Origin of the sequence: Synechococcus sp. BIOS-E4-1 (assembly GCF_014279995.1) — a bacterium.
GTDB lineage: Bacteria > Cyanobacteriota > Cyanobacteriia > PCC-6307 > Cyanobiaceae > Synechococcus_C.
This window is the reverse complement of record NZ_CP047935.1, coordinates 953848-975317: the sequence shown is the minus strand read 5'-3', so window position 1 is coordinate 975317 and position 21470 is coordinate 953848. Positions and strand designations below refer to the sequence as shown.

The 21470-nt window shown below is 46.7% G+C and carries 17 protein-coding genes; 7 read left to right on the top strand and 10 right to left on the bottom strand.

What is annotated here, in order from left to right:
- Nucleotides 1-56: 56 nt before the first annotated feature.
- From SynBIOSE41_RS04790 to SynBIOSE41_RS04765, 6 genes are all read right to left on the bottom strand, one after another.
- Nucleotides 57-287: a hypothetical protein gene (locus SynBIOSE41_RS04790; RefSeq protein WP_186539820.1), complete on the bottom strand. Its 231-nt coding sequence runs from the start codon at nucleotides 285-287 to the stop codon at nucleotides 57-59.
- A 125-nt stretch (nucleotides 288-412) separates the two neighbouring features.
- On the bottom strand, nucleotides 413-571 hold the full coding sequence (locus SynBIOSE41_RS04785; protein WP_255475952.1) for a hypothetical protein: 159 nt from the start codon (nucleotides 569-571) through the stop codon (nucleotides 413-415).
- A 28-nt stretch (nucleotides 572-599) separates the two neighbouring features.
- A complete protein-coding gene (locus SynBIOSE41_RS04780; RefSeq protein WP_186539818.1) occupies nucleotides 600-785 on the bottom strand; it encodes a hypothetical protein in 186 nt (61 codons plus the stop codon).
- 353 nt (nucleotides 786-1138) lie between these two features.
- The gene (locus tag SynBIOSE41_RS04775) at nucleotides 1139-3073 is read right to left on the bottom strand and encodes a hypothetical protein (protein WP_186539817.1); all 1935 of its coding nucleotides are present in this window, start codon (nucleotides 3071-3073) and stop codon (nucleotides 1139-1141) included.
- 1129 nt (nucleotides 3074-4202) lie between these two features.
- Complete coding sequence (locus SynBIOSE41_RS04770; protein WP_186539816.1) at nucleotides 4203-5222, bottom strand: hypothetical protein; 1020 nt, start codon at nucleotides 5220-5222, stop codon at nucleotides 4203-4205.
- Between the two features lie 497 nt (nucleotides 5223-5719).
- Entirely contained in the window at nucleotides 5720-5935 is a 216-nt protein-coding gene (locus tag SynBIOSE41_RS04765; protein WP_186540802.1) for a hypothetical protein, read from the bottom strand.
- A gap of 143 nt (nucleotides 5936-6078) precedes the next feature.
- On the opposite strand from SynBIOSE41_RS04765, the gene clpB reads away from it, so the two are divergent.
- From clpB to SynBIOSE41_RS04740, 5 genes are all read left to right on the top strand, one after another.
- Nucleotides 6079-8694, top strand: a complete 2616-nt coding sequence (gene clpB, locus SynBIOSE41_RS04760) for an ATP-dependent chaperone ClpB (RefSeq protein ID WP_186539815.1) — start codon at nucleotides 6079-6081, stop codon at nucleotides 8692-8694.
- A 1288-nt stretch (nucleotides 8695-9982) separates the two neighbouring features.
- Nucleotides 9983-11416, top strand: coding sequence for a hypothetical protein (locus SynBIOSE41_RS04755; protein ID WP_186539814.1), 1434 nt, complete (start codon nucleotides 9983-9985; stop codon nucleotides 11414-11416).
- Entirely contained in the window at nucleotides 11413-13656 is a 2244-nt protein-coding gene (locus SynBIOSE41_RS04750) for a peptidase domain-containing ABC transporter (protein WP_186539813.1), read from the top strand. Before SynBIOSE41_RS04755 ends, SynBIOSE41_RS04750 begins: the two co-directional genes overlap by 4 nt.
- Nucleotides 13653-15839 carry a peptidase domain-containing ABC transporter gene (locus SynBIOSE41_RS04745; RefSeq protein WP_186539812.1) on the top strand — a complete coding sequence of 729 codons (2187 nt, stop codon included), beginning with the start codon at nucleotides 13653-13655 and terminating at the stop codon, nucleotides 15837-15839. Before SynBIOSE41_RS04750 ends, SynBIOSE41_RS04745 begins: the two co-directional genes overlap by 4 nt.
- A gap of 3 nt (nucleotides 15840-15842) precedes the next feature.
- Nucleotides 15843-17510 (top strand): TolC family protein, encoded by a 1668-nt coding sequence (locus SynBIOSE41_RS04740; protein WP_186539811.1) that lies wholly within the window; start codon nucleotides 15843-15845, stop codon nucleotides 17508-17510.
- A gap of 623 nt (nucleotides 17511-18133) precedes the next feature.
- On the opposite strand, the gene SynBIOSE41_RS04735 is transcribed toward SynBIOSE41_RS04740, so the two are convergent.
- Nucleotides 18134-18715: a ferritin gene (locus SynBIOSE41_RS04735; RefSeq protein ID WP_186539810.1), complete on the bottom strand. Its 582-nt coding sequence runs from the start codon at nucleotides 18713-18715 to the stop codon at nucleotides 18134-18136.
- Between the two features lie 687 nt (nucleotides 18716-19402).
- On the opposite strand from SynBIOSE41_RS04735, the gene SynBIOSE41_RS18305 reads away from it, so the two are divergent.
- Together SynBIOSE41_RS18305 and SynBIOSE41_RS04725 are read left to right on the top strand one after the other, a co-directional pair.
- Nucleotides 19403-19504 (top strand): bacteriocin, encoded by a 102-nt coding sequence (locus tag SynBIOSE41_RS18305; RefSeq protein WP_186539809.1) that lies wholly within the window; start codon nucleotides 19403-19405, stop codon nucleotides 19502-19504.
- 162 nt (nucleotides 19505-19666) lie between these two features.
- Nucleotides 19667-19915 carry a hypothetical protein gene (locus tag SynBIOSE41_RS04725; protein ID WP_186539808.1) on the top strand — a complete coding sequence of 83 codons (249 nt, stop codon included), beginning with the start codon at nucleotides 19667-19669 and terminating at the stop codon, nucleotides 19913-19915.
- A 213-nt stretch (nucleotides 19916-20128) separates the two neighbouring features.
- Here the strand turns inward: SynBIOSE41_RS04725 and SynBIOSE41_RS04720 are convergent, their stop codons facing one another.
- The 3 genes from SynBIOSE41_RS04720 to SynBIOSE41_RS04710 form a co-directional block, all read right to left on the bottom strand.
- On the bottom strand, nucleotides 20129-20320 hold the full coding sequence (locus SynBIOSE41_RS04720) for a chlorophyll a/b-binding protein (protein ID WP_186539807.1): 192 nt from the start codon (nucleotides 20318-20320) through the stop codon (nucleotides 20129-20131).
- Nucleotides 20321-20332: 12 nt separating this feature from the next.
- Nucleotides 20333-20566, bottom strand: a complete 234-nt coding sequence (locus SynBIOSE41_RS04715; RefSeq protein ID WP_186539806.1) for a chlorophyll a/b-binding protein — start codon at nucleotides 20564-20566, stop codon at nucleotides 20333-20335.
- Between the two features lie 592 nt (nucleotides 20567-21158).
- Nucleotides 21159-21407: a hypothetical protein gene (locus tag SynBIOSE41_RS04710; RefSeq protein WP_186539805.1), complete on the bottom strand. Its 249-nt coding sequence runs from the start codon at nucleotides 21405-21407 to the stop codon at nucleotides 21159-21161.
- Between the last annotated feature and the right edge of the window lie 63 nt (nucleotides 21408-21470).

Below are 21470 nucleotides of genomic sequence, written 5' to 3'. Positions count from 1 at the left end.
AAAGCATAGGCTGCCGAATCAAGCAGCAGGACTGAGGAAAATGCTGGGATCGGGCCTCAGGAGCGCAGGGTATGGCTCGGCGAGACAAAGCTCTGGCGCTTCGCGAAGAGCTGCTTGCGAGGCCTGGAAGTACTTCGCAGACGAATTGTTTCAGACAGGAGCTTGGCCTGAAGCGACTTCTGACGGTTCTCCTGATCACGCCAGTACTGCTGGATCGTGCCAGGCCAATACTCGGACACCCGGTCAAGCTTGGGGGTCTTCTCACCGGAGATATTGATCACGGACATGCAGCTCACCACCAATGAGGTCACCTCCCATCCCTAGCCAGGGCCCAACCGAGTGGCAGCAAGCTCGTCAGTGCTGACATGAACTGGTCCAGAACTGACGAAACCGCACCAGGGATGACGCGGACTCAACGCTTGCCGGTCGGCCTGGTGGAATCCGCTTCACTTTTCAGATTGCAGCAGGGGAGTTGCTGGTGGTACTGAGCAGGTTCGCGCATCGCCCAGTACTCATCCACCACACCCAGGAGGTGAGAACTGATCCGAGCCAGCCATGAGCGTATCTTCATCCCTTCATCCTGACGAACAGAGGCAGATTCAGCCACGCGAACCACCATGCCCGTCTTGGTTGCCGTTCATGCCGGCGGACTTCGATTCAAGAGTCCACTGCCTCCACTCTGAAGCGGAGGCTGGCGAAACAGCGTCAACCAGAGCGTTGTCGGTCCAGTAGTCAGGTGAATCAAGAATCCCCAGATGCAGGGGACAGGACGGGGCAGCCTTCACGACCCACTCCTTCAGATTTGCTTAACCATGGCCCAGGCTTCGGCTGAGATGCAACTGCAGCGCACCGAGCACTTGGGTGAAGTGGAGCAAGGGGCGTGAACGTGGTGAGATCCATGCAGGTTTGTCAAACCCGAAACCCAAACATGGGCAGATCATCAATAGGCAGCTTCCATTGTTTCCAATGCAAACAGTAAACTTCAACGCAAGAACGATGCTCACCGATGAACACATCGAACACAGACAAGAGCTCTGCCGAAAGAGGATGAAACAGGATTGAAGAAGTGGAGCCATTGGGCCCACGGGTTGCTGATTCCCTCGACTCGAGGCGGCTCAAGCGCATCTAGCCATCCACTTTAGAAACCAGCCTGGATTGATTGTTCAGACCAGAACAGATCACTGGAGCCGGACAGCAGGATTGTCTTCACGGCATCACTAGAATCATCCTTCAAATAAAGAATTGAACGATCATTGGCATCAATTTCCGCAGTAATTCCCTTTTCATAGATCAATACATCCTCGTCCATGTTGTAGTCAAGGAAGATCGACTCACCAAACAAATCTCCCTTGGAAACTGCAATAACATCGCGCCCTTCTCCAAGCAACCACAACGACTGCCCCCTTCCTGGCTTGACAAAATCATCCCCCTCCCCGGAGTTAAATTTGAGCGTTCCATGCAAGCTGCTCAGGCCCGGCCCAAGAATCACATCGGCAAAGCGACTTCCCGTAACTCGATCCACTCCGCCGGCCATTGAGATGAATGTACTGAATTCATCAGGAAGGAAGTCGCCTCCAAATCCCACAAGATCATCAATGCGAACATTTTCAAAGGCATCATTATCAATGCGCGTACTAGCTTGAAGCGTATTCTTAAATTCAGAGGTCAGCTCAGCAGCAGAGAGCGTATCACTACTAACCGAATCCCGAGCGAAAACGGCATATTTAATCGTATCATCGTTGATGGAATAATTGCTTTTATAATCATTCAAATCACCACCGACGTCACTGTTCTTTAGCGATTTCTTTTTATCCAAATCAAACCATCCATCACTAGGATAAGTTTTGATATTTTGATCGGCGCCATCGGAACTTGAATTCAAAGACAACCAGCCCGCAGCAGCAAATTCGCCAGGATCAGGAATGATCAAATTATCAACAATAAACTCTTGCCCCATGAAAGTATCAAGATAAAAATCATCATTCAGAGTTATGTCCTCATAAGTTCTTCCAACCAATGGATTGGCAGCATTGGAAAAGCCTTCTCCATTGCTTCCCGTATTCAAGGAAGAGGAGCCAAGCTGAAAATTCTCAAACGAACGAACCAACACCACAAGCTCGCTGATAATCTCGGCTTGTCTAGATTCAACGTTTCCACCTTGATTCTCCAATTGAACATATTCCTTCAATCTGCTCCTTAAAAACTCCTCATAAAATATTCCAGACGCCTGGTCAAGGCTGAAATTTGGACCTCCATTGGCACCAAAGCTTTTATTAACACTCTTCATGAGCTCAAAAGCTCCTTCTGAACTGACAAATGCTTGAGGGAACCTATTCCATTGATCAAAATCAGCCTTCTTCAATCCCTCAGTGAACGCAGGAGTACCGTCTGGCTTTAGAACACTATTGGCACCCCCGGCACCAAAAAACAGCGGATCTTCTATACCAACAATCTTTCCATAATTTGTAGTCACCGGATCACTATTCGCATATCGCTCGCTTATTTCACGGAAGACAATCCCAGGAATAGGAATAGGGTTGTCAACATTTGCAGCAATCTTCTCGCCCAATAGCTCTTGCCAATAAGCCTGAGTTGGTATTCTCTGATCGATTGTCAGCTGATTGATCGCAATCTCATTCCCACTTGAGTCATAAGCCACAAAAGGTCCTTTTGTCTTGTCAAAGATGTAAGCTGAGATACCAAAAGTGTTCTCTATTACATCAAACACCGGATAATCAATCTTCTCTAATTCTTCAACATTCAGCAAGTTTTGATATCCAAAGCCAAATCCCACTCCACGCTCGAGTGCATTGATCACTTTCAGATCAATCTTTAATTCATTCGGATCATTCTTAGACAAATCAACCGATGAAGACTGGTATCGATGGTTAAGAACAAGCAAGTCGTACAGAGTCGCTGAACTTCCTGTCCAAGCAAATCCAAATTCCTGACGTTCAAGTGACTTAACTCCTGAAAAATTAAAAATTAAATCACTGGAAACTTCCTTCACCTCATAATTCAAAATCGCATCACGGAACTCTGCGATTGTAGAAATAATGTCTCGTTCAGCCATTCAAGAAAAAGCAATCATTCTATTAATAAAGAAAAAGCCTAAAATCGTCATCAGCCTTAACAAAAGTGTAAGGTTTTTCGTAGCATCGACAACATTTTTGGCACCTTTTGATATATCGCGTCGATTACGACAGCAATGTTATGCAACTGATTCAAGCAGCAAGATCGACCCAGCCAATACGGTGCAAGCCTTGAAGCTCCCATACGTCATCAGTCCCAGAGAGACTTGCTCAATACATTCACCTGTCAAAGGTCGATGCATCGGCCCATTGATCCACCCCAAACCAAGGCAGCGATGAGCCTCCAAGAACAGAACCCTGCGTAGCCATGGTCCCATCCAAAAGCAATATTTCAACACACATTCCCATAAGCTGGAAAGGCAATGGACGCCTCACCGATGGCAATCTTCAAAGTCTCTCGAATATCACCTGGGTCAGAGAATGGGGATTTTGAGCTTTTCCGTGGTGTTGAATCATGGATTTAAGATGCAACAAAACAGATTTTTTGCATCGATTGCTGTTTTCAACGTCGCTAGCATCCATTCAAAACAGCAATAAAGAGATGTTCTGAAATTCCCAGATTTAGCCTAGATTTTTAGCCAGGCGCTGACTGCAGTTAGAAACGATATAGATAAAACATCCATCGACAAGCCAATGATTGGTGATCAATCAGACAGAAACTCTTATTTATGGCAGTCAGTTGAAACGATTCAACCCAAATGCAGGGCTGATCGCACACACAAACGTCCTGCCAGTTGCTCGCTCTGCATTCATCAACGGTCTCTGTTGGTACAAAGCTCTCGCCGTAACAGCCATCCAAGGATGTATTGAACAACTTTAACTCGGGATGATTGTTATGAAAGCTCCTGCAACAAGCAAGTGAAATTATGGATAGGTATTTGTAGTTGGCGAATTTCCAGATCCAAAAGCCAGGGGCTTTTTGCAGGTGTTTCATCAACCGAAGATCAGGACCACAAGCATCAGTGCATGCTGGCGGTGATTCAGCTCAGCATGATTGGGATGTCGTGATGACATCGATCAGAAAGGTAAGACAGGCCACCTAGGGGAGTGGATATTCAATCATGTTGTTTTTCGGAGTTGACTGGGTACATGTGATTGAATTTGACTGAATCATCCCACCCTTTTCAGGCTAATAAATGTAGACATTCCGTTAGAGGTTAGCGCGTTCGGATCGTTGCTTGCCAATTGCGAAACATGATCCCAGAACCTGTTGATCTGCAGTTGGTTAAGCGATGTTCTCAGTGTTGAATCCAAGAATCCTTTTAAGAATCCTATTTGCTTTTGTATATTGCTTTGCTCGAATAGTTCGTCACAAGGCAGCTGCTGATGATGCGCTTCCTCCATCTGCCACAATGAACTCATCTCTGGAGTACACAAGATATTGAATATTTCGGCTGGTGATTTGCAATATTGTGGAATGAGCAGATCGATTGCTTGTTCTGGACTCAGTTCTTTGTTTGTAATCATTTGAGACTTGGCTTTCCGTAGTGTTTCAGCAAACTTTTCGCTGAGGTTGCCACAGTTCAATGAGCTATGAATATGGATAATGAGCCTGCCTCCTGGAACAATCTCGTTGGCACGTAGCAGGAGTTTGTTTTTCCAATTGTCTCTCGAAGCTTTCTCCCAGGATTGGCGTTCGAGACAATTCATGGGGAGCTGATTCGCCCAGAGGGCATCGCCAGGTAGCCCTGTTGGAGCGCCATTGTCCAGCCAATGCTGAGCGAAGCATGAATAGCCAAGATGGATCGAGGCCTCTTCAGCGATTGGAGAATACATGGTTTTCGCGAGATATTTAAAATCAATCCTGGGAAACTTTGCTTCAATCGTTGTTTCAAGTGTTTTCCAATCATTCATGGGCAAATCATTCATAATAATTACAACTTTTCGTTGACCTGCAAGCTCTTCGATCGCCCTGATTGGCGCAATTGATGATCCACCCGTTGCGCAACCGTACTCACAAACATTCAATATCTCATTCGGAGCTAAATGGACAAGGATCTTTGCCGCAAACTTTTTTATCAGTTCCGAGAGTATGCTTGCTGCTAGTGCCTGTACTTCAGAATTTTGATTGTAATCGACCATTCGCAAGGTATGAGCGTTGGCCATTGCGTTTTGCGAATCGGGATTCATGTCTTCGAAAGATAGTTGGTGAAGATTCTGATTGGAGGTGCGATTTAAAATACTAGTGTATATTCAGTGAGCAATCCAAGTCTTGCCAGGATGGAAGCGATAAGATCATATTAGGGCTCGACATGCGTCGATCCAGCAGCTGGTAGATGTTCCGTCAGTGCCTGATTTGCAAAGCCATCCACTAAATCTCGGAGCCCCTTAATCACCACCTGTCTGGAGGCAATTGGTTACGTTGACGAGCTGATCAACGATCGATGCCCAAGGGAAGAATTCCACTTGCTTTGGCCGGTCATGCACAGCTGTCTCGCTGAATGTATCCATCGCGAACTTGAAAGCCAGTTTGCTGCTTACAGAAGCTTTTGTGAGTGATGTGATGGGACTCAATCGGCTTTTGAAACAACGTCAGTCGATTGTTGGATTGATGCACGAGGCATCCAGTAAGGCAGGTTTTTGAGGTGTTGACTTGCCTCTGCATGCACCGGAGAAATTCTTCAAGCTCATTGCAGTGACTGGCGAGATGCGGTCAACACTGCAAGGTAAAGGTCCTCATCAACCTCGCGGATGTCGTACTCCGAGGGCATCGCGCCGTGATGATGTTCGTGGACCACGGTCCAGCACATTCTCTCCAGGTCCGAGGGAGAGGGTCCGTAAAGCTCCCTGACTCTGACAACCAGTCTCGCGACCAGATCAGGGGTCACACCGCTTCTATCCACTGCTGATGCACCATCGTTCGGTGGACCATACCGATCTGGACCGGTTGACCGCATGCTGGCGTGAACACCGAACCCAGAGGATCGGTTCCCCATGGCCATGACCATGACTTGCCCCATACGGTTGTTGCAGTACAAGAGTAATCATGCAACCCACGGCCGAACAATTCACTGAAAAGGCCTGGGCCGCGATCCTCTCGGCCCAGAACCTGGCCCAGCAGCGACGCCATCAGCAATTGGAGACCGAGCATCTGATGCTGGCACTCCTGGACCAGGACGGACTGACCAGTCGCATTCTCGAGAAAGCCGGTGTCACGCCATCCGTTCTGCAAAGCAACCTTGAAGCCCATCTCAGTCAGCAACCAGCGCTGCAATCTCCACCAGAATCCGTTTACCTCGGTAAGGGGCTCAATGCCCTGCTGGATCGTTCCGAATCTCTCAAGCAGAGCTATGGAGACAGCTATATCTCAATCGAGCACCTTCTCCTGGCATTAGCCGAGGATTCCCGCTGCGGCCAACGCCTGCTCACTCAGGTGGGGGCCGACGCCAAAGCCCTGAAAACCGCCATTGATGCCGTGCGCGGCAGCCAAACCGTGACCGACCAGAACCCAGAAGCAACCTACGAATCGCTGGAGAAATACGGACGCGATCTCACGGCAGCTGCCCGGGACGGCAAACTTGATCCTGTGATTGGCCGCGACGAGGAAATCCGCCGCACCATTCAGATCCTCAGCCGTAGAACCAAGAACAACCCTGTATTGATCGGCGAGCCCGGAGTGGGCAAAACCGCCATTGTGGAAGGGCTGGCTCAGCGCATCGTGAACGGCGATGTTCCACAGGCGCTGCAGAATCGTCAGCTCATCGCCCTCGACATGGGGGCCCTGATCGCCGGAGCCAAATATCGAGGTGAATTCGAAGAACGCCTCAAAGCGGTTCTAAAGGAAGTCACTGACTCGGAAGGGCAGATCGTTCTGTTCATCGACGAGATCCACACCGTGGTAGGTGCCGGCGCCACCGGAGGAGCCATGGATGCGAGCAACTTACTCAAACCGATGCTCGCGCGAGGTGAACTGCGCTGCATCGGCGCAACCACACTCGACGAACACCGTCAGCACATCGAAAAAGATCCGGCTCTGGAGCGTCGCTTCCAGCAGGTGCTGGTGGACCAGCCCACGGTGGAAGATACCATCTCAATCCTGCGCGGGCTCAAGGAGCGCTACGAGGTCCACCACGGTGTACGCATTGCCGACAGCGCTCTGGTCGCTGCCGCTGTGCTCAGCAGTCGCTACATCGCAGACCGCTTTCTGCCTGACAAAGCCATCGATCTGGTGGATGAATCCGCAGCGCGGCTGAAGATGGAGATCACCTCCAAACCGGAGGAGATCGATGAAATCGATCGCAAGATCCTGCAGCTGGAGATGGAAAAACTCTCTCTGGGCCGTGAGTCGGATGCCGCCAGCCAGGAGCGGCTGGAGAGACTCGAGCGGGAACTTGCAGAACTATCGGAACAGCAAAGCACCCTCAATGCTCAGTGGCAGCAGGAGAAGGGAGCGATTGATGAGCTCTCCAACCTCAAGGAGGAGATTGAGCGTGTGCAACTGCAGGTGGATCAGGCCAAGCGCAGCTATGACCTGAACAAGGCTGCTGAACTGGAATACGGAACACTGGCCACACTCCAGAAGCAGCTGGCGGAGAAAGAGACCGCGCTGACCGAACACGATGACAACGGTCAAGAGAAGTCGCTGCTGCGCGAGGAGGTCAGCGAAGACGACATCGCAGAGGTGATTGCCAAATGGACAGGCATTCCCGTGGCCAAGCTGGTGCAGTCGGAAATGGCCAAGCTTCTTGGGCTTGAGCATGAGCTGCACGACAGAGTCGTGGGCCAGCAGCAGGCCGTTGCCGCTGTGGCCGATGCGATTCAACGCTCACGTGCCGGTCTCAGTGATCCCAACAGGCCAATCGCCAGCTTCCTCTTCCTCGGTCCCACCGGTGTCGGCAAAACCGAGCTGTCCAAGGCCCTGGCGGCTCAGCTGTTTGACAGTGAAGACGCCATGGTGCGCATCGACATGAGTGAATACATGGAGAAACACACCGTGAGTCGTCTGATTGGTGCTCCTCCTGGTTACGTCGGCTACGAGGCCGGCGGTCAGCTCACTGAAGCGGTGCGCCGTCGCCCCTATGCCGTGATCCTTTTCGACGAAGTCGAGAAAGCGCACCCCGACGTATTCAATGTGATGCTGCAGATCCTCGACGATGGTCGAGTCACCGATGGGCAGGGCAGAACCGTTGACTTCACCAATGCCGTTCTGATCCTGACCAGCAACATCGGCAGCCAGTCGATCCTGGATCTCGGCGGCGATGATGGGCAGCACGAGGAAATGGAACGCCGAGTGAATGAAGCCCTTCGCGGCCATTTCCGTCCCGAATTCCTCAATCGACTTGATGATCAGATCATCTTCCACAGTCTGCGCAGAAACGAACTGCGCCAGATCGTGAATCTACAGGTGGAACGTCTACGCAAACGTCTCATGGAGCGCAAGCTCGGTCTGACCATCAGCGACAACGCCACCGACTGGCTTGCTGATGCAGGGTATGACCCGGTCTACGGAGCCCGTCCTCTCAAGCGTGCCATCCAGCGCGAACTGGAAACACCGATCGCCAAGGCCATTTTGTCCGGACGATTCGGCGACGGTGATGACGTCAGTGTGGATGTGCAGCAGACCGGCGGCAGCGAACAGCAATTGAAACTCATACTGCGATGATCGCTGGGCTGGTTGCCAATGGCCTGAATGCGATCGGGATATCTGGAGAATTGCTCTAGCTCCTTGAGGACGTACGGCTTCAAGGGGTTCCGCACCGCCAAAGACAGTGTTCAAACGAGTTGGCAACACGTCTCCACTGCGTTCAGCCACTTTGAAAGCAAAGCTGAAGTGAAGCAAGCCCAGGAAAGTGCGCGTCAATGATTCTGGGCTCAAGGCCTTCAAGTCATCACGGCGATTCGCATGATGCTGCACGATCCTTCAGTCCAAAGCTTGTCGATGGAGTCCGTAAGGTGCCCAACAGGCCTGATAATCCGATTGAGTTCAGACCACCAGCGCACTGCATCCCGATCACGTGGGATTGGCATGCAATGAGGCCAGGCGTAGCTAGAACTCCAAATCAGATAAAGATGAACGCAATGAACCTTCCACCCATTGGTTCAAGACATCGTGATTCATTCGGGTGCTGATCATCAGAAGAAATACACTCTCCTATCTCAGCGCGGCGGAGCAGAAAGGATTCACGTTGTAGTGTTCGGATAATGTGAATAGCAACCCAGTTGTTTTGGCATTCAATCAGGCGAATCAATCGATGGTGAAGGCACGAAAAAAGTATGAAATTCCATAAAAGTCTATGTTCGATAATCAAAAAAGTGAGGCTAAGGTTCAAACCTTTGCTAGTCGTGATGCAAGACTGATGCGATTGAAGGTCCAGCTTGCAGCAGAAGGAACATCAAACTAATTCCTCATGACCAGAGGTAGGGAATCACAAAACGGAGATCTTCAAGGCCTCACTTGAGACAACATACAGCAAATCAATGCTTCAGTGATGAATCATTCAGTGCCAGTATGATGACATTGATTGGTGTGACGGTGGGCACTCAATTGTGTTTTCAATGAACTCAAGACCATTGATCAGCAACTGATAAACCCGTGCCAAGCGACAGCAAAGAAAGAATACATCAAGGCTGGCAGGATGAAGGACAAAAGGACAGGGACTCCAGGCATCAAACGGTTCAAAGAGAGGCCATCAATCATGAAAACTGGCCTCACGGCAAAAGCAATCAAATCGTTAACCAATAGCAAATCATGCACACGGAGGGAGGTGCAAGATCCAAAACAATTGGTTGACTTGGGCTAATCAGCTCGGTAGCATCATGCAAATCTATTCTTTATAAATGCTCAGCTTGAAGCTTGGAGAACAGATCAGGCTTGTAGGCGTAGAGATTGTTCCTGCGATAAAGCGCACGAAAGGAAAAGAGCTATCCCCTAGAGAAGCAGCCGAAATCAGATGAAAAATGAACTAGAACAATCTAAGGCCAAAGGTATTGTTAATGTATCGATTCTCAATTCTCCCACAAAAATCGCAAGCTTGATCTTTATTGGGCTGGCGGGATTTACAGCTGCATGGGCATTTCTGGCACCGATTCCGGTCAAAGTGTCTGGACTGGGAATTTTAGCCCCAGTTGACGGTTTATTCACGTATAAATCCCCATCGTCTGGCAGGATCCTATTACCATTTGTCTACAATGAAAAATCTGCCCAAATCAAGTATTCGGTACCCGAATGGTCTAAAAAAGCATATCAATTCATCAGCGAGGGAAAAGGCAATAGTTACGAAGATTCTGTCGATCTAACTCAACAAATCCTTGACTACCTAAAAGTCTTGCAAACAACGCGAATGCCAGCCAGTCAATTCAGTGGTGGCGTGGAAAGCGGTGGGGACTATACCGTCAAGATGGAAGACGGCGATGTAATTGCGATTATTGACAAACCAGCGGCCCGGCAAGCTCTTAGAAATAATCTGATGAAGCTTCAACAATCGATCAGTAATTATAAAAATCTTATAGCAATCCACAAAGAATCACTAGAGTTAAGCCGGAATGTTGAAACAGCCAAAAAAGGCTTAATCGATCCGTTAAACAATCTTGTCGAAGAAGGTTTTGCCTCACGGGTCGAGTTCAATAACGCACTGGCGGAAGCAACACGCTCGCGGATCGGCGTAACCGACTACACATCTAAACTTCAAGACGTGCAGCTTGATATCAAAAAGAATCAAGCCAGTCTTATTGATGCTTTGTCTGAATTTATAAGGGATTCAGTGATTTTTGCATTCGACGAGGCTTATGTGCAGTCATTCGCGACTTCACAATGGGACTTTGTGAATGCAGGGGCAGAAATCATGACGGTCAGTTGGTCCAAAGTTGCAGAACCAAGCATCGTTCCAGTTTTTGTTGATCAGAAGGCTGCTACAGAAGTCGAAATTGGGCAGGAAGTCATCCTGACACCACTTGGCTTCAGTGCATCTGAAGTGGGAGGGATCAAGGGGCAGATCGCCTCACTTGAACCTATTCCATTCACAACTGCAACTTTATCGACTCGCCTTAATTCACAAGGTCTTGCAGCAATCGTCAGTCCACGCGGAAGCGCCTATCAAGTCAATGTAAAATTATTAAAACGAGATCTTGATGACCTTCGCATTAAAGCATCAAGCAAAGAACCCAACTACAAGAAACTCTTAGGTTCATCTAAGGATAATACAGGAGGATATGTTTGGAACAATAGAAGTAATCCTCCAATCGCTCCAAGAGAAGGGTTTTTACTGGCGAGTCAAATAACAACACGCATGAGAACACCTATCGAGATGCTGATACCAGCTGTCAAAGAGTTTACAGGTCTTGCAGCTCCAAACAAATTGATCCGCTTTAACCTGAATCAAGAATGAATAATATGATCATCAATAAATTTAGAAGACCTCGGGTTCCGTTAGTACTTCAATATGAAATGGTGGAATGCGGAGCAGCATCACTATCGATGATACTTAGATACTTTAGAAAGTATGTATCGCTATCAGAGCTGCGCTATCAGTGCGGAGTAAGTCGAGATGGAAGCAACATGCTCAATATAAAAAAAGCAGCGATGCATTATGGATTGGAGGTGAAAGCTCAAAAACCAACAGTCAAAGATATCGTTGAAGGAAAAATACAGTTTCCCTGTTTAGCATGGTGGAACTACAATCATTTTTTGGTCTTTGAATCGGCCAATGGAAACGTTGTTCATATTGCCGACCCTGCAGGTGGTAAATATAGGGTTAGACTCTCACAACTTGAAGAAAGTTTCTCAGGCATACTTCTTCAATTTAACAAAACAACTAGCTTTAAAAGATCTGGACAGCCTGAACGTGAGATCGTCAGATTTATCGCTGTTCTTTCTAAATATAAGACTGCCATCTTTCTGTTACTGCTCATTGCAACAGCATTGCTGGTAACCACGTTGGCTTCACCTGGCTTATCTGGAGCATTCGTACAGACATTTTTAGGCGATCAGCGCTATGAAATTGGATTACCTATTCTCTGGCTTTCAATATTTATTGTACTTCTAGCTGGATGCCTAACAGCAGTAGAGCTGACAATTGTGAGGCGAATAGCACTGGCCATTCAAAGACGCTTTGCAGTAGAGATATCATTTAAAATTCTTTCAGTTGACTACAATTTTTTTACGAGTCGGTTTATCGGAGATGTTGCTAGCAGACTCAATCTATCCGAAAGCATTTCAAACACTATAATCAACCAATTTTTAGTGTTCCTGCTTGGTGTTGGTGGTGCAGTCTTGCTAATCCCATTTTTGGCTTTAATTTCCTGGCAGTTAACATTAGTGTCTCTATTTTACATCGGAATAAGTATTGTAATAGCAGGTATTGCGTCGCAAATAATGATCGATTCAAATCGCTCAATTCAAATAGAAACCGGTAAGGTCAGTGGTGTCACAGTGAGAATGCTGAACGATACTCGTACGATCAAAGCATCTGGACTAGAGCAAAATTATCTATCCCTATACCAGAAATATTACACACCTATTCTAAGAAAGTCACAAGAAGTGCAAGAAAAAATGAATGGATTTAGCTTTTTATCAAACCTACTTGATTCTCTCTACAACTATGGAACTATTGCATTCTCAGGCTATTTAGTCATGAAAGGTTCAATGAACCTGGCCGGTTTCATGGCCTTTCAGGTTCTCCGATCGGAAATCACAGGACCTTTGCTGGGTGTTTCAACAATCATTGATCAATTGCAGAGGGCTGAAGCCGAACTTGGTAGGCTTCAGGATTTACGTCTGGTTAGTAATGACAAAAAAGTGAGATCTCTTGATGATGAAAAAGTATATTTTGGACCTTCCGTTATTAATGAAATATCCAAAAACGAATCGAGCAATAATGTTGATTCGTTAATCAAGACTTTCCCTAAACGTATCAGCGTCAGCCATCTGACCCAGAGCTTTTCACCGCTCTCGCAAAACGTATTGAAAGATCTAAGTTTTGAAATTGATGCTGGAGAGCTTTTCAGTATTGTCGGACCGAGCGGATCTGGTAAGTCAACATTAATCAAAAATCTGGTTGGTCTCTACACTCCTACAGAAGGACAAATCCTTTATGACGGCTCTGATTGGTTGTCAATTGAAGATAAATCAATCCGCCAATCATTTGCTTATGTTTCTCAAGAGCAAAGCATCTTTAGTGGAACAATCTATGATAATCTAACGCTTTATGATGATCAGCATAAGCTCGAGAAGGTTCGTGAAATTGCAAAATTAGCATGTTTTGATGAAGTTGCAATGGAGTTACCCCAGGGATATTCCACAATGCTGGGAAACCAGGGAATTGGTCTTAGCGGAGGAGAATTACAACGTCTTGAGATTACGAGAGCACTGCTAAAAGATCCCCAGATACTCTTCCTCGACGAAGCAACAAGTGCTCTTGATATATCTACTGAGAAGCGTGTCATCACTAACATCAAAGCGCTTGATAAGACAATTATTTCAGTTGCGCACAGGTTATTAATCGCAAAGCTAAGCGATCAAGTGATTGTGCTCGATGAAGGAGAAATAATTGAGTCGGGAAGACCTACTGATTTAATGTCAAAAGATCATTCCTTGTTCAAGTCTCTTGTAGATGCTGAAGAATCGTGAAAAATTCAAAACCATCAAAAACAAGCTTGCAACATACTTCAGGAGCAATACGCTCTCTTCTAACACTTGATATCGCAACATCAATCGGAGCGACAATCACTGATGGGCAAAGTGCTAATTATGAAAGCGAAAATTTAATCAATAAATTGCGCGACATTAGTGGATTAGATTCTAAAACACCTGTTCAATTGAGAGGCAGTCTTGAAGACTTATTGACTTCAAATGGATTTTATTTCAGGCTGTCTTCAATGAATCAAGACAGGTCAAAATACGAACAAATACCTATCGTTTGTATTCGCGAGCATGATTCGACTGCCCTGATTATTTATTCTAGAGGATCCAAAGTATATGCATATAGTGCACAAGATAATACCAGCATTGCAATTAATTTATCGGCAAATAGTTTCTCTAACTCTGTCTATGAAATCTACCCTGTATTTCCAGAATCACTAGATACATTTTGGAAGTTAATTAAATTTTCATTCCCTGCAATTCGCCCAGACTTAACCAGAGCATTATTACTATCAATTCTGGTCACAGCATTCGCATTATTGGGGCCGATTATCACGGCTCGTGTCGTTGGTGATGTTGTCCCGAGCGGTAATCTCAAGTGGATTATCTCAACTTTTATTATTTCGATACTGATTGCATTATACTCAACCGCACTTAGATGGATCCAGTCATTCTATTTACTCAGATTCAATCAAAAATTAAATCTCAGGATTCAAATCCCCCTTTACCACAGAATCCTCTCATATCCAGTTTATTTTCTTGATCAATATAAAACAGGAGATCTCTCGTCAAGAGCGATGTCAGTTAATAATATTCTTAGGTCACTCTCGTCATCAGCTCTTTCATCTGTGATCGGCCTGATATCTCTCATTGGATTTATCGGCATGATGCTTTATTATGATCTTTATTTAAGTATTCCAGCCCTATTATTCATATTAATAGCGGCAATTGTACAAACAATACTATTTCGAAGGCGGCTTATGTATGAGCGTAAACTTGTAGAACGCAAGGCCGACTTTTTTGATGAGTCACTTCAATCTATCAATAACATTGCACAAATTCGAACCAATGGGAAAGAGAAAACCATTTTAAATAGGTGGTCACAGTATATTTTCTCTGTCTCATCGTTAAGCTTTAAAGTTAGCATATTTTCTGATTACAATCGGATCATTTCAAAATTTTTAGATAATTTTGGGCTGTCGTTGATCTACGGTGTACTCATTTACCGTTTGCTCAATGCAAAAAATATTGACGAAGTCGTACTAAGTACATCAACTTTTATCGTCTTCCAAAACGCATTTTCTAATTTTGCGGCCAAATTTATTGAACTTGTAGAGCTATTTAATAATATTCTAGGTAGGTCCCTGGTTGATTTTGAACGGTCTATTCCTTTGATTCGTCAAGGTCCTGAGCCAGGGTTGAATTCCCAATTGGAGCGTATTGAGCTTAAAGGCTTAATTGAATTCAAAAATGTTTATTTTGCCTATCCAGATTCAGACCGATACGTGCTTTCAGATGCATCATTTAAACTTTATCCCGGCAAATTTAATGTCATCTTTGGGGCTAGTGGTTGCGGGAAATCGACTGTTGTTTCAATAATTTTAGGATTTTATCCCATTCAAAGTGGTAGTATTTTTATTGATGGTCGTGAGATCAATGAACTGGATATTAAAAACCTAAGGTCTCAAATAGGCACAGTCCTGCAATCTACAGCTCTATCGGTGTCCTCAATTAGGGATGCTTTGACTTCTGGATTATTGACACCAGATGAGCAAATATGGGAGACACTTAAAATGGTTAATCTTGAAGAAGAAATTCAATCATTACCAATGAAGCTAGAAACAATTTTATCCGAAGGTGCTACAAATATCTCCGGGGGGCAAAGACAACGACTTAGTATTGCGCGTGCTCTTTTGAGGCGGCCATCAATGTTGATTGAAGACGAATCAACATCTGCATTGGATAATTATTCACAAAAAGTCATCATTGGGAATCTCAAAGAGATCGGCATTACGCGCATTGTCATCGCCCATCGACTAACCGCCATTCGTGATTGTGATCACATGATCATTCTCAATGGAGGGAGCGTCGAATATTCTGGTTCATTTGAAGAATGTTTGGAAAACTCTTCATATTTTTCGAAAATCATGCATGACAATGAGGGCGGTTAAAAGATGATTAAATTCACTCAAAGTATGGTTCAAATGAAGATCTTTTTCTTCACTATGTTGAAAAGAAGAGCCTCTTATGTAAGAGTGACTTTGCTGACTCTATTGCTCCTCCCGACAACTTGTTATCCTGCAAAAGCTCAAAAAATCACACAAGATGATCTTAATCCCATTGAAATGCCGGTAGGTCACTATATAAAAGAGCTGAAAGCTCTTGACGATCAGGGACTCCTGAGTATTATCGAAGATTTTAAGGCTACATCTATTGATCCCAATCAATCAACAACCCTTAGTCTAGATGAATGTATATCAGTTGCCTTTGCTAACAATCCAAGTTTAAAATCTGAAATTGAATTATTAAAAGCAAGTCGGGATAGATTAATTGCTGAATCTCGCTCTTGGAATCCGACTGCTGGCATAACAGGTGATTCGAGTGTAAAGAATAGAACTACAAATGAAATTACACGTGTAAAGCAGCTTAATTTATCGCCAAGCAAACGAGGCTATACAAGAACCTCGGGCAGCACATCCTCATATCCTCAAAGCTTAATAGGAGAACTAAGTTGGACATTTCTTGATTTTAGTCGGCAACCCAAGATCAATGCAGCAACTTCTAATTACAGTAAGCAGAGATATGGTTTTTACTTAGCTTCACGACGACTTATTTTTGATATTCAGGATATCTACTATCAACTTCTCGCTACACAAGAACTGATAAATTCTTATGAAATCATCGCTGAATCTTATAAAAATATAGTCCTGTTAAACGATTCTCGCTTTGGTGCTGGTCTAACACATCTAGGAGAGGTAGGCCAAGCCCATGCTCAATTTTTCAGTACCCTGTCAGATTTAACGCAATATATAGAACGTTACTATGCGTTATCAAACAAACTTGCGAAACTTGTTTCTTTGCCTGGTGAACCTCTCATACTGACAGAAGGAGAAAATCAATTTGCTGGTGAATGGATCTTTGGATTAAAAGAATCGATTGACTTAGCTCAATTGAATAATGATCGAATACTAGAAGCTTTAGAGAACGCCAAAGAATTCAATTCTCGAGGCATTGCTCAAATCAACCAAACACTGCCTAGTTTCTCTCTAAAGTCTAGAGCTAGTCTAGAGAACAACTCATCAGATTCTTATAAAAAGACTTTCGCCTCAGGATCTTCCAATGCAAGCAGCAATTCATCTGAGACAAGACGAAATTTCACGTTTAATAATAATGCTTCATATGACATCTCTGCAGGCATTTTTTTCAATTGGCGTTTTTATCAGGGAGGCGTCAATGATGCCCTGGCAAGCAGTGATTTCGCCCAATCAAAATCCGCAGAATTTAAGGCCAAAGATATTCGTGATGAACTGATTGCAAGTGTCAGAACAAGCATCAATGCTCTGAAGTCTAATCGACTAAAATACATTTCTTCTGATGCGGCGGCTCAGTCAGCAAGAATAAGCTATATCGCTTCAATGGCACGATTAAACGCAGGTGTTTCGGATGTAACTACCATCAACCAGTTAGTTGGATTGTATCAAAGAGCAATTCAGGTAGAAATCAACGCCATTCAAAATTACAACATCCAACTTGCCAGGCTATATTTTGATACCGCCATTTGGCCGAAGGAGGCAGAAGGCCTTGCGCTTGAATTGCTCAAGGCAACAGGCTTACCCCGCTGAAAATCTGACGATTATTTGGATTCATCTCAATTGAATCATTAAATCTAAGTTTAGATTATTTTCTGATTAGCTATTGCGACCTGATCAATATCTCATAATTAGTTTTCCACGCTTGTCACTGACCGTCCAATACAACGATTCAATGCACATGCGGGAGTTGGGTCTATGGCAACTCAGGAATTGATCGCATTCGAAATTATGCACGTCTTCTTCGACGATTATGATGCTTCGATTCATTGACACAATTATTTTGAAGTCATTCTGCTGTTCAAGGCTGGGCGAGTTTTCATAAGCGGTTGATGGTATGAAAACGATTACTCGTGTGAAATCAACCTCGCCGTGCATCAGGACATTGTGATCGACGAGTGCTCGGCCGTTGTTCGGAATGACGCTGCGTTAGCGAGCAATCAAAGCCATCGTTGGAAGTCATGCTTTGCTGTAATGGCTTGATCATCTGTCGAACACACCGCGACACAGCTGATGGCAACGACATGCATCTCAAATTCTTTCAAGCAGTGCACCGGTCATATCGACGTTCCCAAGTCATCAAAAGCCCCGCACTTGGCGGGGCTGCAGGGATGGTGCACTGGATTGGCAGGTTGGGCTTTGAGCTGAACGATTGATCAGCCTTCGAGTTTGGCAGGCTCGGCTTCGCCTTCCCTCAGTTCGGCGTCGATGATCATCACAGCAGCAGGGTTGCCGGCAGCGAACTTGACGCGGCCCAGCAGGTAAGCGGCCTCGTGCTCAGAGAGACGCTGGCCGTCAACGATGGGATCGAGGAACACGGTTGTGCGGCGGTCAATGTCCTTTTCAGCAGTGCCGTAAAGCTGCAGCACCGAGGCGGTCACATCAGCTTCCATACGGAAGACATTGGCGATCACCTGCTCCACATCAGGCCATTGCTGGCGGGGTGGTTCGATCGTGTCGAGCACAGGGCGCTGACCTCTGGAGATCAGATAGTCAGCAAACTTGGCGGCGTGCTCCTGCTCCTGCTTGGCCTCATCGCGGAGATGCTCGGCAAAGCCGGTCAGTTCACGTTCAGCAAACCAGATCGCAGCAGCCAAGTAATCAGCAGCTGACTGACGCTCAAGGTTGAGATGGGCTTCCATCAGGTCGAGCAGTTCGCTGGACATGGGTTCGGCCATGGCACGGCCTGCAGGGCCGACGGGAATGGTGATGGTGGCCTGGGTGGCGGAATTTGTCATTGCGTTGTCCTCTGGGAGGGATGCATCAGTTCTACATCACAAAACAGCGAAAGATATGCGTAAAAACCGAACATTAGTGGATCAAAATATGCTTTTGAGAATCACATTCAAGAACCCCAAATATGCTTTTGAGAATCACATTCAGCAGTGCAAATCTGCTGCTGAGAATCAGTTTCGTTTGCGCATGCTTGATGGACCAGCGCCCCGCGGCGCTTAATCGCTTGAGACCGAGTCGGCTGCAAGATCAAGACCTCTCGCTAAAACGCACTGAACGTCCGTACCCATAGGTTGACGCCCGATGCCTGCTCAGCAGTCCACCACCCAACCCATTGCACGCTGCTGGGTATGGTTCAGAGATGCATCAATGAAGGCGTTCACTGGAGCTCTTGTGGGTACGGAAGCCGGTTACTGCCCGGTAGGGCCCGGGTCGAAAAGCTGATTAGGGCGCCTGTCACGTGGCCGATTGGCGAGTGGTGTTTTCAGAGCCGGCGAACATGAAGATTGGCCCAGAGATCTCTGATGGCGCTCAGTGGAAGCTGGTGCCAACAGACCCGAGATAACTGCTACCACTGGGGAAGTCCTGGAGAGGCTGATGATCGAAGACCAAGACAAAAAGAAAGAACGTAAGCGGAGCTCAGCAAGGAAGCGTTAAAGGGTGTCGAAGGTGCCGGTTGTGGATGTGAAGATGTGCCAGAACTCAGCGAATCAGAACTAAAGAATGTGAGTGGTGGGGTGGACTTAGCAGCCGTGGCCATACCGATGTATGACGAGGAATCTCCTAACCCTTGAAGCTGTTACTCACCGGAGAAGCTGATGACTGAGAAGCAGGAAAAGTAAACGTCCAGCAAGCAAGAACTCAGCGAGGAAGAGCTGAAGGGTGTCGATGGTGATCGTAGAGATCGTCCAGTCATTGACCTTATAGCGGGTGGACCAGCTGCTGTTCCAGTGGAGATGTCGACCGCTCAGCGTGAATGGGATGGCTTACCAGAAGGCCATAGCAGTCTTGATTCAGACCCGGATTCGTTGGCAAAGGGGATGAAGTCAGGGAAGACGGTTCTTATCTCTGAATTGCAAGACGACGAAATCACCTCCTCTGACGTGCCAACAGCCCCACGCTGCCCCCTGTTGATCCCAGAGATGTCAAAGCTCATCTCCATGATGACTTCGATCCTTGTTTTGATAAGCCGCAAGCGCAAGTGAACTGATGACCGTTAACAGTTCAATGACATGAGCCCAATCGCTGTCCCACCACATAGCTCTGCCTCAAAGTTGTTCTGTATTCATCAAAAGTCGGTGGCGAAGTAGTCGCCAGAGGGGAGAACCGAATGATTCAGTGGAGATGACACGCCATCAGCTGGAACTGGCTTGGTTGCGGCAGCCTCAGCCTCCAGCTGATGGCATGGGTGTCTCCGCTCAAAGGCAAATGCCAAGTGCTGTTAGCAGTCCTTGATGCAGCAGTGCTTCGGTGCCGATAAGGGCAAAAAAGCCAAGCATCGCCAGCCTTCCATTCAGTAATTCAGCTTTCGCCATGCGCTCGCGGCGCATCTGAGCGGCGGCAAGGTCCTGCCAATAACGCTCATCAGCCAGAAGGGTTGCAGTTGTCATGGATGTCTCCGGTTAAAGGCCAATGGTGTGAAGCAAGCCTTCGCCGCTGATCAGCTCCGTTGCAATCGCTGCAACGAAGCCGAGCATGGCCAGCCGACCGTTCAGCTTCTCGGCGCGTTCATGGAATCCCCAGCCGGCATCAGGTCCGGCGATTTCCATCGGGGTCTCCATGGCATAGACGTTGTCGTGTCCTTCCAGATCGTGTGTCACCAGACCGGTGGGTGCTTGAAATGTGGTTGCTGTCATGAGTGTCTCCGAGTGGGACCTGCTCGGTCTATGCCCGCTCGATCACACATGGAAGTGGGCCAACCGTCCTCTGAGGTTCGGTTTCAGGACCTTTTCGGACGGGTTCTACGGGAGCAAATTCACCGGTTTTTTGCCCCGGATGCCCAGAGCAGAATCAGGTGCTTCCTAGGCCGTCGATTTCTGCCTGCCCTCGAGCAGTTCCAGCCACTGCTCAAGATCCTCCAGTCGGTCAGCCACGGCTGCTATGGAAGCTGAAGGTGTCTTGCTCTTCAGGAGCAGCAGGCCTTCGCGTACATGCTGCACCCATTCGGCCGACGACCTGAAGCACCCCTGGCAAAACTCATCCCAGATTTCAGCGTCTGGCTGCTCACGCCAACATCATCCTGTTGCTGGTCGAGAACGTGACTCGCTATGCGCTAGGAATTCAGCTCTGCGACGCATTTGGCTAAAAATCGTTGTGATCAATTGTGCCAGGCATGACAACGAAGTCGTCACCTATTGGAGGCTTATTTATGGGATTTAGGTCGTAGTTCAAGAAATAAAAAGCCCATTTAATTGCGGGAACTTTGTTGTAAGTTCTTGAATAAGCCTTTCATTTCATGATCCAAGGGCATACAACAGGGTTTTTCAAGTCATTGCAATGTCCAGCTGATTGAAACTCCATCCCCCGTTGCTTGTTTGCAAGCTCTGTTGCTGGTTCAAATCGATCTGGGCTTGAATAGACCGCTAATCCCGAAAAAGTGATGACAGTTGCCACTGAGGCAATGATCGACAGCTTTGACTTCATCGACATTTTGTAGACCGAAAGGAAGCGATCGAGGCGGGGTGCTGAAGTCGTCATGGTTTTAGGAGTGCATGTTTAGGGGTGTTGCGCCCTCGACTCCTTCAAGATCACAGTCCTTCT